Consider the following 13,588-nt stretch of genomic DNA (forward strand, 5'->3'; position numbering starts at 1 on the left):
GGCTACGCACTGAGCCGCTGCGCGGCCCCGCGATGTCGAAAACCCACGCATGAACCCCCGATCTGTGCCCGATCTGTGCCCAAAGCGGCGCTTGCGCGGCCGCTTCCTACCCGCCAGACTCGCCAAAAAAGGGCGGTTGAACTTCCTATACCCACCTCTGGTGGGCAAAACCAACAAAGCTCGATAAATCCGCTGCCGTTTACTAGGGCCTGTTAACACATCCTCAGTCCATCAGCGACGAGCACGAAGCTGATGAAGCCCAGGAACATGAGGTCGAGTTTCTCGAACCGCGAGAAGATACGGCGATAGCCTTTGAGTCGACGGAACAACCGCTCCACCTCATTGCGGCGCTTGTACATCTCGCGGTCGTAGTCCCACGGTTCGATCCGCGTCTTCATTGGTGGCACCACCGGAATGAAACCCAGATCCAGTGCCAGCTGCCGTGTCTCGTTGCCTTCGTAGGCACGGTCCATCAACAAATGCACCGGTCTGCTGGTCGGCCCAAGACTGCTGAGCAGGCGCCGGCCTTCGGGTGCGTCGTGCGCCTGCCCAGGCGAGAGGCAAAACGTCACGGCCGTTCGAGCATCCGCGGCAACCATATGAATCTTGGTGTTCCATCCGCCTCGGGACTTTCCGATGGACTGCGGACTTTTTTTTAGTGCCCCTGTGCCGTCGGGATGGACCTTGATGCTTGTGGAGTCCAGCGAGACGGCTTCGATCCTGATACGCACGACTTGCGCACGCTGCAACTCCTCGAACATGCGATCCAGGACGCCAGCTTTGGTCCAGCGATTCATGCGCGTGTAAATCGTGTGCCAGTTGCCGAAGCGTTTGGGCAGTCCGCGCCACTTGCAACCATGTTCGGCCACATAGAGGATCGCATTGACCACCTGCAGATTGCTCAGGCTGACGTTGCCACGCTGCCTGGGCAGGCAGTGTTCAATGGTAGCGAATTGTTCGGGCGTGATCTCCATGTCGGAGATTTTCTGGCGCAATCGTCGCCGTCGCCATTAGTGTTAACACGCCCTAATGAAGCAGTCGGACCCAGTAACCCGGGGTGCAACGGCCGAACTGATTGACGAGCTGAGCTGCGGCATCACGCTTAGTCCCGAACCGACGCGCGTGGCAACGGAAGTGGCGCATTTCCTCCATGCGAATGTTGGGCACAGCGTTCATCCATTGGAACACTTGGTCTGGACCAAGGTCCCGTACATCCTGGGTGTCCAGCATCCAGTGGCCACAGCCTTCCCAGAGGATGAGCGACTCGTCATTCAGAAGGCGTTCTTCGACCACCTCTGGGAGGTTTCTTTATCGACGATGGTTGAGACCATCGGGGACGCTTGGCCGCCCGCCTCGCCATTCGTCGACATTGCCGATCGGCTGAATCGTGACAACGCGGCGCACGCTCCGTCGATGAAGAGCTTCGCGCAGGTCTATCGCGACGAGATTAATGGTGTCTTGGAACTCGCAGCTCCGATCGCCGCCGAGGTGCTGCACGACATGGCCGTGAAGTCGCTCGGCCTCGGCATCCAACCTTCAGCAGATGAGCGGGAAGGAATCACGAGGCAGTGTCTCGGCTTGCTACGGGCAGCAGTCCGGAAGCCAGTCGGTCGGCGTGCTCTGCGCACGCTGCAAGTTGGTGCTCTGTTGCATGCGGCGCTACGCTGGAATCGCACGCAGAAGCTGAATGCCAACGACATATTCGACTTTCATCATGCCGGCGCTGCGTTAGGCTACTGCGATGTCCTTTTGACGGACGGGCCTATGCACACGCTTCTGACGCAGCGGCACTTGAGCATCGAACGCGATTTCCCGTGCCGGGTCATGTCTTCCGTTGAAGAGGCAGCCACTTGGGTTCGGCATCGCATCGCATGATGGGTCGAAAGAAGCTCTCGTATGCGGAATCACAGCGCGAGGCGAGAGGATGAAGTTCGGCCCCTTGTTCGGTATGATTAAAGCTGATTGATGATGAGCCGATGCCGCGCAAACCCGCGCCAGGAAAGGGCGTGTTTCCCTGACGGTAAAAGCGGCGGTATGGGCCTATGTCGATCAAAGCCAAACCCTTTAACCACGCGGACTTGCGTGGCTTGTTGATGATCGAGTGGGAGTGATCGAGTGTCTGGCACGATGCGGTAGCAACTGGCGATAACAAGCCAGTTGCGCGAGAAGTGCGCGGTACTGTTCACTGAGCACCCTGGAATCCGATGCCAGACCTTTGGCATCGGATTTTTCTTTTGTAGGAGCGGCGTCAGCCGCGAAGCACGTAGATCATCAGATGGCACCGGTGCCCGGCGAGATCGAACAGCGTCAGCTTCGCGGCTTACGCCACTCCCACAGGCAAGCACCTTGCCGGTATATCACCTGAAGACAGCTGCATTGAGCGCAATGCGGGAATTTGCGTCACTCTGGGCGAGTCTGATTCGGCACACGACCATTCACTGCATTGGCGCGCGCGTGACAGCGGATGCGCCCTTCGGCGTCCACCGCTAGGCGAGCGCTGATCCTGTCCTTCAGCAAGACGCGTTCCTCAGCGGCCATAGCCGCGAGCGTCGAACCGACGCTCGGCGCACCGAGCGCCGTGGACCAGAAATCCTCGAAATCGGCGAAGGTACGGGACACCTCGATTTCCCGGGTTTCAATCGCCTCCAGGCCCGCGTTGCTCCACAACTGCCGCAATACCTCGATCCGCGAAGCTTCAGGACTGGGCGGCGCCGGAACGGTATGGCCAAGTCCGCGCATCTCCGCCAGCAATATCTCATAGGGGAATCCGCCACCCGGCATGTCCCAGGCGTATGCGGCGACGCTGCCGCCCGGGCGAACCACGCGTGCCATTTCAGCCACGCCGCGAGCGGGTTCCGGGACAAAGAAAATCACCAGCGGCATCACGGCGATATCGAAGGCAGAAGCCGGGTAGGGCAGGGTCATCGCATCACCTTGCTCAAACACCGCTGCCTGCAGCGCTGGTTGGGCTTGCGCATAGGCGAGCTGCTCGCGGGATGGATCCACACCATGCATCGAGGCCGGTGCGTAGCGTTCGGAGATCATCTCGGTGAATGCGCCATTGCCGCAGCCGACGTCCAACCATTGCTGATCGGGAGCTGGGTCAAGCCAATCGAGAAATACCTCGCCGGCAAGCTGGCTCCACACGCCCATATAGCGCTCATAGGCTGCGCCGTCGCGAAATCGGATTTGGTTTGTCGTCATATCAAGCCTCACAGAACACAATCAGCGTAGCCGAAAGATAGAGCCCCAAGCCGAACACTGTATGTGTAGCCAAGCTGCGCAGGCAGTTCTTCAACGGTGTTGGCGTCTTCAATGCCATGAACCCCGCACCCATTGCGGGTTGCATGACCAACAGCGGTGCTGCCACGGTTGCCGCGCCAACGGCCAGGGCTGGCAGCAGGGTGGGATGGTGCAACCAGGACCAGCCTTCAACTGCCACCAACAGCGCCGCGAATGAGATGCCAACGGCGTAGTGGATCAGCCAGCCAAGCAGCTTCTCGCCCGGCACTGCGGCGGCCTGCCTGATGCTGGCATGTGCGAACCTGCCGCCGCCCAGGTGTCCTGCCCAACGGCCGAGCAATGCGAAGTCGAGCGTGGGAATGCCCAATCGCTTGAGGAACTGGGTCCATGCATCCATCACCGCTGTCGCTCCAATCCCAACCAGTGCCACTTTCGTCAAATCCACCCACGTCATGTCCGTTCCTTTGTAGTCGATGCAGCCAGCGACACCGGCATGGTAAAAGTTGAAGTCAACTTCAAGTCAAGGGGCTGTCATGGACATCGCCGAGGTCGCCAGACGAACGGGGCTGCCGTCGTCCACGCTGCGTTTTTACGTAAACAAGGGCTTGATCGTGGCCAGTCGTGGCGCCGGCGGCCGGCGCCATTTTGCGGCTGACGTGCTTGATCAATTGGGCGTTATCGCCCTGGGTCAGGCCGGCGGGCTGTCGCTTGATGAAATCCAGGCCATGCTGTCGCCGCAAGGGGCGCCACGCGTGGATCGGGCGCTGCTGCTGGCCAAGGCCGACGACATGGATGCGACCGTCAAGCGCTTGCAGGCGATGAGTGCAGGTCTGCGCCATGCGGCCGCATGCCCAGCGGTGAATCACGTTGAATGCCCGACTTTCCAGCGCTTGCTCAAGGCTGCCGCTGCTGGTCGGCTGAAGCAGGAAGCAGCCAGGTTGAAGGTCGCAAAACGCAGCCCGCGAGCCGCCAGTTGATTGCTTCCGTGCTATCTCAGTGCGGGACAACGTAGAAGGGCCACGTCAACAGCAGTCGCTGCCCTGTTCGCGTCGGCGCACTGGGCTCTTCCAGCATGGGCTCAGCGGAACGTTACATTGACCGTCGCCGTTGCCGAGAACGGGCCAAGCTTTGCGGTGTCATCAGTCCAGATCAGCGAGGCGAGGAAGTCGTAGTTCATCAGCGTGTTGTTTACAGGGCCTAGTGGAATGGATTTCTTGAACTGAATGAAGTGCCCCGGTGTATCTGCCTGCGATATCGCTATGCCGAAGCCGCCGTTGAGCTTCGGCACGATGACGCTGCCGTCCTTGACGATGTTGAGGGTGCTGATCGAGGCGACCAGCATACGATTGCTGCATTCATTGCCCGCGCCGGGCTGGGTCATATCGACTTGGATTTGGAAGGGGACCTGGGACTGGATCTTGCCTTTGTTGATGTCCGCAACCGGGATGCGGCCAAAGTTCACCGTACTTCCCGAATTTCCGATGATCGTGATGTTTGGATTGCAGGCGATGAAGTGGATCTGCCCAAGTCCAGAAACACCTGCGCGGAAGTTCGAATTGGGTATGGTGTTCAGGCCACCTTCGCCATCCACCTGGAATAGATCGTAGACCCCCCAGTTGTTGATCTGTCCATTCTGGGGTGGCGGGCTGCCTGTCGCCTTGATGTAGATGGAGAAGGTGACGTTCAACACCATCGAGGTTGCACATCGCTTTGCTCTGGCGTTGTTCCAATACATCTTGCAGTTCGGGCGGTTGGCTGGCGGGACGGTTCCTCTGCCTGCCAGCATTCTGGGGTCGCCCCCGTCGATGTTGTGGTCGACGTGCTTGATGGTCACGCCAACCTCGATCGAGGGATGGATCTGCGCAACAGTTCTGTCCGGGTCCCAGTAGAAGAATGCGTCTTCTCCTTGCGGCGCACCTTGCGCATCCACACAGCGGAAACTCACGGTGTATTCGTCCGATCGCCATAGCAGCCGGCCACGAACTGCGTCACCCTTGGAAATCACGATCTCGTCTAGCAGTGGGATGACCTGGTTGACCGACTGTGTCATGGCTTCCTTGCAGGACAGGGCCCAGGCTGCGTTTGGCAGCACCAGCAGAAGCATCAATACTGAAAATCCCTTGAGTAGCGCTTTCTTCATCGTGAGTTTCATTGTGATTGGCCTGGTGGAGCGCAGCGCAAGGAGATGCTCCGGTAGCCGGGCAAGGTCATGTTGGAAGGATTTGCCTGGGTCTGCTCCAGGCGCATTTCGCAGCGCTGATCAGGTTTCGTGCCCCAGCGGACGGAAAGCCGGTCGCCCAGGTGTACGCCGCTGACGAAGATCTCGCCATTGGGGCCGGCGACACCACGGCTCAGGCCATCGTTGTCGAACACCGTGGCGCCGAGGGGAACGCGGATGTCCTCGACCAGGATGGGGTGGATCATCAGGCTGATGCCACGACGGGTTTCAAAGTCCACCCGCGTCAATGCACCGCGGGTTGGAACTATGTTTCTGGAAGTCCTGCTGGCATCGATGTCGGCGCCCAGATCATCGGTGCGCAGGGCCACCCTGTTATTGCGATAGGCGCTGACACCGCTGACCAGACCATAGCCGCGCCGGTCCAGCCGCACACCGGACTGATTCTCCAGGCCGAGGCCTGCGCCATCCTGTGCATGCACCAGCACATTGGTACGGTGCAACGACTGCGCGAAGGTGAGGCCATTGCGGTGCAGGACCCAGCCGCCGCGTACCCCCCAGTTGATCTGGGAGTAGCTGTCCGCAAGCGTGCCGCCGATCGTGGCGACGCCCTTGCTTCCCATGTAACGCAGGTTGGCAGAACCGGTCTTGCCGGCATCGGATTTACCGATGTTTACGCCGTATCCCAACCGGTCGCCATCCAGCAGGGAGCCATTTATCCCGGACTGGTAGCTTGCGCCGCTATTGCGTGAGTGGCTGTAGGAAGCAGAGCTGCTGCTACGGCGCAGTCCAAAACCATCAAGCGGGAGTGAAAGGGTGAGGCCGAGTGAACGGTCGGCGCGGCTATAGCGCCCTTGGCTATGCCTGAAGAACGTGCCGAAGCTCACCGCGCCAATGCGTCCATTCAAACCCAGTTGCAGCTCGCGTTCTCGTTCATTGGCACCCCAGTAATTCTGGTTGTTGTAGCTGGCATTGAGCGAGTAGTCGTCGGATATGCGCTGGTTCAGTGCGATTTCCAGACGGTTGCGTTTGTTGTGGTAGCGCTGACTTTGGATCAGATGCTGCTGCGGTTGCGTCCATGGCGCTGCGTGATCGGAAGGCTCGACCAGGTCGTCGTAGCGGGTCTCGTAGTAGCCGTGGCGCCATTGCGCCCGCTCGGCGGAAGCATCGCTGAAGTCGTAGTAGCCGGAGGTGGAGTAGCGATGACCGACCAGGCGGAACTCGGTGCCATGTGCATTCAGTGACTTTGAATACAGGAAACGGTAGCTCTGGCCGTTGCTGACCTCGCCCTGGGCAAGCCGGGTGCGGGCGTGGATGACATCGATAGAGGCCGAACCAAACTTGCCCAGGCTTTGGGCTGCGCCAACCGCCAAAGCGCTGTAGTTGGTGGACAACAGCAGGCCGGCATAAGGCGTAGTGTCCGATGCCAGGCCGCGTGCTGCGGTGGCCTGCACAAAGTGCGGTTGGTAGCGGTCGTAGCCGTTACGCAGTTCGCCGCCGCTGAATTCGTAATGCACCAGCCCCGGTCGCAGCATGGTTTCGACCGCGGAGAAGGACTGCTTGTAGCGTTGCAGCGAACCATCGGCCTCGACAATGGAAATATCCAGTTCGCCGCTCAGACGATTGGGTACGATATCGTCGATCTGGAAGGCACCCGGGGCCACGTTCAATGCATAGATGATGCTTCCATCCTGGCGGATCTCCACGCGTGCGTTGCTGGCGGCAATGCCGCGCACCACGGGGGCATAGCTGCGCTGGCTGTAGGGCAGCATTTCGTCGTCGTTGGAGATCTGCACGCCGCGAAAACGGACGCTGTCAAAGACTCCGTATGCGGTATAGGTATCGCCAAGCGTCAATCTGCTGTGCGCAGAGCCCAGATCGGTCTCTGCACGGAAGCCCTGTGTTGCCCAGTGCGTGCCCCTGTCACTGTTTGAACGATTGCCACTGGCAGTGTGGCGAAAGCGCCACATGCCTGCGTTGAGCGTGCTGTTGATCGATGCAAAAAAATAGTCGTCGCGGCGCTGTCGCTCGTGGTCGTTGTGCGCACCGTTGAGCGCATAGTCGACCAATAGTGCGCTGACGCCCTGGTCGCGCAACGCCTTTGGAATATGGCCGCGCGGCAGGTTTCGCAGGTGCACCTGTGGAACGCGTAAATCGAGACGCTGCTGGTTGCCGTTGTAGCTGACACGAGCTTCAGGAATGGAACGGGCGAGTACAAGGCAGTCAGATGCATCACCTGCACCAGTCTCCACATCCTCCAGGCGGATGCCCCACTGCTGGAGGCGGCTGCGCGAAAGGCAGGGCTCGGTCTGGCCGGGCGGGGATACCGTAAACACGATTTCCTCGCGAGCCACCTCGTTGCCATTGAGATAGATGGCGAACGGATAGGTGCCAGGCAGAATAGCACCTGGGCTGGATAGCGCGACGACATCACCGTGGCTGGTGCCGGCGCGCAGAAAATCCATATTGAAGTTTGCTGCAGCAACTGCGCTGCCGATGCCGAATGCGTTGAGGGCAACCGCCAGTGGTGCCAAGCGAGGGGCAGCACTTGCCCGCAGCGGCGTTACACGGATTCTGCGAAGCATGAAGGAAATCGCGAAGTTGATCGGAGTTTTGCTCAGGACCGGAATGGCACATCGTTGACATCGCTGATGCCGCCGTAGTCGTTGATATAGCCAAAGCGCAACGACTGGGCGTCGCCAAGATTGAGCTTGGATAGCGGGACCGAGAGCGTCTGGCCGGGCGCAATCATGTCCAGATCGATATCGTTGCCGATGCCTGCGGTAGGCTTTCCTTGCAGATGCGAAAAGGTGATGTGGAGCGTGCTGTTGTTGCGGACCTCCAAACGTTCACCGTCGATGCGCCACTGCAAGCTGCGCGCCGCCTCGTCCAGCGTCTGGTCGAGGCCAAGCGGGCGATAGAACAGCTTGATGCGGGTACGGATAGCAACCTGCAGAACGTTGTCTGCTTCCGCAGTGGGCGGAATCTCCTGCACATTGATCCACAACAGTGACTCCTTGTCGTCTGGAAGCCCACTGCCAGCGTAGATCGTTCGGACGACCGCCTGTTCGCCTGGTGCCAGCTGCATCAGCGGTGGCGTGATGACCATTGGCAGGTCCTTGGGGACTGCTGAGTCGTCTCCATCGTCCAGCCAGGTCTGGACCATGTAAGGAAGACTGCTTTTGTTGGAAAGGGTCATCGCGGCAGACGCGGACTTTGCATCATAGATAACGCGCGTGGTCTGCACTTGTACCGCTGCCTGGGCAGCATGGGGTGAGGACAGGCAAAGCAGCATGGCCAGGGCGATGCACCAGTTCATCGGCGGGCAGTTGAAGGCGTGCATGAAAGTCATTGGGCCTGCATTGTGGTTCGGTGATGGGCGAGCGCTCACGCGGACAAGCCGCGGGGCCGCCAACGACAACGCGCAGTCAGCCCCGCGGACAGCATCAGCGGTACTCGATGGAGAACGTCGAGTTCGCGTCGGCGATGCCGGCACCGACGTCCTTCTCGAAGGACTTGTAGCGCGCCTTCAGATTGACGGTTGCCTTGCCGGTGGCGGCAACGGTGACCAGCGCCGGGTCCACCAGATCCTGATTGATCGGGAAAACCTTGTCGTTGTGGTCCAGGATCTCAATGCCAACGCCCGTTGCCTTGCTCACCGCAAGCAGTTCCGGATGGCCGGCTGGCGTGGTGCCGTCAAAGCGCAGCGTGTAGGTGCCTGCTTCGCAGTTTTCCATGTCGATATTGAAGCTCTTGGGCGCGGAGACATCGCCAGCTTCCTTGAACAGGGTGGTCGGGAAGGTGCCGATGGTGACGGTCTGGTCGACGCTGGCCGTGGTTACGTCGCAGGTGGATTGGACGATCTCGCCCTTGAAGGTGATCGAGCCCGATGCTGCTTGCGCTGCAGGCGCAATCAGGCAGGACAGTGCAAGCGCCAATGCAACGGTCTTGGCGGGTTTTGTGTTGATGAAGTTCATTTTTTTTCCTGTTCGTTGTGAGGGACGTCAACACTGTTTGTGCGTTTGCACCGTAGTGTTGTTTGACTGCGGCGATGCCTGCAGCGCGGTTGATGGTTGTGCAGATGGACGTGCAACGAGGATTGCCATGCGGTGCTGGCGGTACCCGCACGTAGGCGACGCAGGCGCTGTGGTTGGGTCATGCGATGTTCTGCATGAGTGGTTGGGAGAAACTCACTCCAGGTGTTGCGAGCAAGCGCGGTGGTGAAACAACTATGTGGTGAAGCAAAAGGCCGGTGTCGGTGGCCACCCCGCTGTTGCCGGATCGGCGCAAGGCGTTACCTGCGCTATCGCGCTGGTTTGCGATGAAATGACTTTTTTCGCCAGAATGACAGCAAGTTGAATAGCGGCTGCGCGGAGCTGATCGTCAACTCATGATGGAGTTGGGTTTGCGTGGTGCATGCTGTTCAGCGCAAATGCCAGGCAATTCGAATGTTGGCCTCGTGCGCTTGCGTAGTGTCTCGCTGTGACAGGGAGGGGTCGTATGCCTGGCTCGGAGTTGCCAGCGAAAGTAACGGTGGATACCCCGGCCGTGCATTGAATGTTTGTGATTGATGGTGCTGATATGCCTTGAAGCTTCGAGTCGAGCCGGAAATGTTATGTCGCTCGGCTGATCCAGGCTGTAGGTATTCCCCAGAGCGTGGGCGGCGATAAGTGATGATGCTGCGGGGAATTTGCGCTGATCACTTTCTGATTCGCCCTTGGAATGCTTTCGAATGCCAGTGTTGATCGTGGGGGTACGGCAAAGCATTCAGGTTCAGGCACGCAGGAAATCGTGAAGCAGACTTGAGCGCCGTGCTGCCCTGGTTGGAGATGAATAGGTATTGCAGGGTGCGGATCCTGGAATGGAGGTATGGCTCGGAAGCGAGTCAATCCGCTATGTTGTGGTTGGGCGCTGCGTTGCGCGCTACCTGTGCGATTGCAAGCTCTCCTTTCCCTGCTCGGGCTGCATTGCGCTGGATTGTGATCTCCGTCAGCGGAAGCGCGCTTGCGTATCTGTGCGCCACCGGATGTTGGACGCCATTGCGATGTGTCACTTCGGTGTAATCGATTTCCTTCGTCACGGTGTACACACCGTTTTCACTTCAGTGATGCCCGCTGTACTGCATGATGTTGCTGCGTGATGGGTGGAGGCAATGCATAAGGGGAAGTGCAATGCTTTGGGACGAGGCTGTTGGGCCGTCACCAGGGAGGGCGCGATTGGCGGATCTATATGTGCAATTGCAGGCAGTGTTGGATGCGCTGCCGCAGATGGCTGCGATGGTTCACGATGGCGTGCCTGTGCAGGCAAATCTGCGCTGGCGTGAGTTCTTCGGCAGTGATGCAGCGCTGGGCAGTTCACGTGATTGGCTTGAGCGTGTGCATGCCGATGAGCGTGCGCTGGCGATAGCGGGCTGGCGTGAGTTCCTGCTGCATGGGCATGCGCCTGCATTTGAATGCCGTCTGCATGACGAAGCTGGCATCGAACATTGGTTCGAGGTGCGGCTGGGGAGCCCCGCTGCGGAGGTTCCGTTGCAGGCGGTAACGATGACGGATATCAGCGCCAGGCGTCGTCTGCGTCATTCTCTGGAACAGAGTCTGGATCTGCAGGATCGTATGCTGGATGCCAGCATGGACTGCATCCAGGTGATAAACACCGATGGCTCGGTGCGGCATATGAATCGATCGGGCTGCGTGGCGTTCGGGCTGCCGCAGGACGAGCGCACATTCGGAATGCAATGGACCGATCTATTGCCTGCTGCTTTTCGCAACAAAGGACGGCGCGCGTTGACGCAGGCCGCAAGCGGGCGAGCGGCGCGCTTTGCTGGCCAGACGGGCAGCGAGGGCGCGCCTACGCAGTTCTGGGACAACGTCCTCACCCCGATGTTTGACGAGCAAGGGCTGGTGAACGGCATCCTGTGCGTCTCGCGTGATGTCAGTCGGCAGCAGCATGCAGAACGGCGACTGCGTATCGCCTGCGAAATCGATGAATTGACCGGCTTGCCAAATCGGCGCTCGTTCAATCGCAGACTGCGGCTCAGCTTGCAACGTCAGCGCGAGTGCAGTGGCACCCTGGGATTGATGATCATCGATCTGGACCATTTCAAGCATGTCAACGACACGCTGGGGCATTCGGCTGGCGATCATCTGCTGCGGGTGCTGGCCAAGCGGGTGGCCGCGTATGTTTCCGACACTACCCTGGTCACGCGTCTGGGCGGCGATGAGTTCGCGGTGGTGCTGGAGGACATTGTCGGTGAGGCCGAATTGCTGCAGGTCGCCGAAGGCATCAGTTTGTTGGCGGAAAGCTCGGTGACCTATGCCGGGCAGGTGATCAACACCGGGATGAGTATTGGCTGCGCCATGTATCCACGCGATGCCTGTGATCCGGCGGAGCTGTTGAAAGCCGCCGATACCGCATTGAATGATCTCAAGGCCAATGGACGCGGGGGTGTGCGTTTGTACAGCCGTCGGTTGATGGCCATTGCCGAGCTGGCGGCGAACCAACGACTGATGGCGCGACAATTGGTGCGCGATGGTGGCGTGGTGCCGCACTACCAGCCGAAGGTGAATCTGCAGGACGGTCGCGTGGTGGGATACGAAGCGCTGTTGCGTTGGCCATGTGCAGAAGACAAGCGCATGGGCGAGGACTGCCAGCTCGACGAAGCCTTTCGCGACTACGACCTGGCCTCACGGCTGGCAGAGTCCATGCATCTGCAGGTATTGGCCGATATCTGTGCCTGGCAGGCGCAGGGCCTGGAGGTGCCGCCAATCGCGATCAATGCAGCACCGGTGGAGTTTCTCCGTGACGACTTTGCCGAAATCCTGCTGGAGAAGTTGCAGCGCTTCGATGTTGACCCGGTGTTGATCGAGTTGGAGGTCACCGAGCAGGTGCTGACCGACCGCGGCTCCGCATTTGTAGCCCGTGCATTGGGCTTGTTGAAAGACGCCGGCATGCGCATCGCACTGGACGATTTTGGTACCGGGCATTCCTCATTGGCACACCTGCGCGACTACCCGATTGATGTACTCAAGATCGATCGCAGTTTCGTCGCGCGCATGGTGGATGAGCCATCGATCCGCGCGATAGTCGAAGCGGTCGGCAAGCTTGGGCCGAGCCTGCGCCTGGATCTGGTCGCCGAGGGGGTGGAGAACGCCAGCCAACGGCAGATCCTGATCGAGGCTGGTTATCGGATTGGCCAGGGCTTCCTGTACGACCGGGCGGTCGACGCTGCGCAGGTGGCGCAGCGCTTGCAGGGGCCGCGGAAGATGTCGACGGCTTGAGGCTCAATCGGCTTGGTTGTGCTGCGCTTCCACCAGCCGCAGCCAAGCCTGCGCCGCGGCGGACAGATAGCCGCCGCGACGCCAGGCCAGGACCATTTTCCAGTCCAGTTCCGGCTCATCCAGCGGCACGAGCACGACATCCGCACGTGGGCGTGCGTTGGCAATCATACGCGGCAGCAGGGCCACGCCCAAGCCGGCTGCGACCAGCGCGACGATGAAGTCCGGTTGCCCACTGCGGGTGACTTCGCGTGGGCTAAAGCCACGGGCCAGGCAGGCCTGGATGATGTGGCGGTTCAGCAGGAAGCCCTTCTCGAACAACACAAAGGGGACGTCGGCCAGGTCCTGCAGCTGCAGGCTGACCGAACCGGCCAATGGATGCTGACGGGGCAGCAGCGCTACCAGCGGCTCGGTGCGGACCGGTTGCCAGTCCAGATCATCGGCGACCGGCAGCAGACTGGCGGCCAGCTCGATTTCACCTGCACGCAGGCTTTCCTCAAGTGCCTCGCTGCCACGTTCGAGTACGCGCAGCTCGATCTGCGGGTAGAGCTGGCGGAAACGGGCAAATACCGGCGCGAACAGGATGTCGCTGCCGAGCGAGGCCAGGCCCAGGTGCAGCTCGCCGCGTTGCAGATCGCGCAGTTCTTCCAGTTCCCGCAGCATGTCTTCGCGCTCGCCGAGCAGGGCCAAGGCGCGCCGATAGACGATCTGCCCGGCCGGGGTCAGCCGCACACCATTGCGGGAGCGCTGCAGCAGCACTTCACCAAGTTCGTCCTCCAGCTGGCGGATCGCCTTGCTGATGGTTGGCTGGGTCGCGAACACTGCCTCGGCGGCCGCTGAAAAGCCGTCATGGCGGACTACTTCCACCAGCATGCGTAGCTGCCTGATATCCATT

The 13,588-nt window shown here is 60.1% G+C and carries 11 protein-coding genes; 3 read left to right on the forward strand and 8 right to left on the reverse strand.

Annotation, left to right across the window (positions count from 1 at the left end):
• Window positions 1-212: 212 nt before the first annotated feature.
• The gene (locus ACVOLZ_RS05060) at window positions 213-974 is read right to left on the reverse strand and encodes an IS5 family transposase (RefSeq protein ID WP_137138293.1); all 762 of its coding nucleotides are present in this window, start codon (window positions 972-974) and stop codon (window positions 213-215) included.
• A 55-nt stretch (window positions 975-1,029) separates the two neighbouring features.
• On the opposite strand from ACVOLZ_RS05060, the gene ACVOLZ_RS05065 reads away from it, so the two are divergent.
• Entirely contained in the window at window positions 1,030-1,875 is an 846-nt protein-coding gene (locus ACVOLZ_RS05065; protein WP_052914393.1) for a hypothetical protein, read from the forward strand.
• Between the two features lie 525 nt (window positions 1,876-2,400).
• Here the strand turns inward: ACVOLZ_RS05065 and ACVOLZ_RS05070 are convergent.
• Together ACVOLZ_RS05070 and ACVOLZ_RS05075 are read right to left on the reverse strand one after the other, a co-directional pair.
• Complete coding sequence (locus ACVOLZ_RS05070; protein ID WP_481515280.1) at window positions 2,401-3,216, reverse strand: class I SAM-dependent methyltransferase; 816 nt, start codon at window positions 3,214-3,216, stop codon at window positions 2,401-2,403.
• Window positions 3,206-3,697: a DUF2938 domain-containing protein gene (locus ACVOLZ_RS05075; RefSeq protein WP_481515281.1), complete on the reverse strand. Its 492-nt coding sequence runs from the start codon at window positions 3,695-3,697 to the stop codon at window positions 3,206-3,208. Before ACVOLZ_RS05075 ends, ACVOLZ_RS05070 begins: the two co-directional genes overlap by 11 nt.
• Window positions 3,698-3,776: 79 nt before the next feature.
• Between ACVOLZ_RS05075 and ACVOLZ_RS05080 the strand changes: the two genes are divergently transcribed.
• Window positions 3,777-4,220, forward strand: a complete 444-nt coding sequence (locus ACVOLZ_RS05080; RefSeq protein ID WP_481515282.1) for a helix-turn-helix domain-containing protein — start codon at window positions 3,777-3,779, stop codon at window positions 4,218-4,220.
• 101 nt (window positions 4,221-4,321) lie between these two features.
• Here the strand turns inward: ACVOLZ_RS05080 and ACVOLZ_RS05085 are convergent, their stop codons facing one another.
• The 4 genes from ACVOLZ_RS05085 to ACVOLZ_RS05100 all read right to left on the reverse strand — a co-directional run bounded on the left by ACVOLZ_RS05085 (window position 4,322) and on the right by ACVOLZ_RS05100 (window position 9,396).
• Window positions 4,322-5,383: a fimbrial protein gene (locus ACVOLZ_RS05085; protein WP_481515283.1), complete on the reverse strand. Its 1,062-nt coding sequence runs from the start codon at window positions 5,381-5,383 to the stop codon at window positions 4,322-4,324.
• 8 nt (window positions 5,384-5,391) lie between these two features.
• Window positions 5,392-8,004, reverse strand: coding sequence for a fimbria/pilus outer membrane usher protein (locus ACVOLZ_RS05090; RefSeq protein WP_481515284.1), 2,613 nt, complete (start codon window positions 8,002-8,004; stop codon window positions 5,392-5,394).
• A gap of 32 nt (window positions 8,005-8,036) precedes the next feature.
• On the reverse strand, window positions 8,037-8,771 hold the full coding sequence (locus tag ACVOLZ_RS05095; protein ID WP_481515285.1) for a fimbrial biogenesis chaperone: 735 nt from the start codon (window positions 8,769-8,771) through the stop codon (window positions 8,037-8,039).
• A gap of 94 nt (window positions 8,772-8,865) precedes the next feature.
• A complete protein-coding gene (locus tag ACVOLZ_RS05100) occupies window positions 8,866-9,396 on the reverse strand; it encodes a fimbrial protein (RefSeq protein ID WP_481515286.1) in 531 nt (176 codons plus the stop codon).
• Window positions 9,397-10,635: 1,239 nt separating this feature from the next.
• Here ACVOLZ_RS05100 and ACVOLZ_RS05105 point away from each other — a divergent pair.
• Window positions 10,636-12,696 carry a putative bifunctional diguanylate cyclase/phosphodiesterase gene (locus ACVOLZ_RS05105; protein ID WP_481515287.1) on the forward strand — a complete coding sequence of 687 codons (2,061 nt, stop codon included), beginning with the start codon at window positions 10,636-10,638 and terminating at the stop codon, window positions 12,694-12,696.
• 3 nt (window positions 12,697-12,699) lie between these two features.
• Here the strand turns inward: ACVOLZ_RS05105 and ACVOLZ_RS05110 are convergent, their stop codons facing one another.
• On the reverse strand, window positions 12,700-13,587 hold the full coding sequence (locus ACVOLZ_RS05110; protein ID WP_481515288.1) for a LysR family transcriptional regulator: 888 nt from the start codon (window positions 13,585-13,587) through the stop codon (window positions 12,700-12,702).
• Window position 13,588 lies beyond the last annotated feature (1 nt).

This window comes from Stenotrophomonas sp. STEN020, assembly GCF_056760195.1.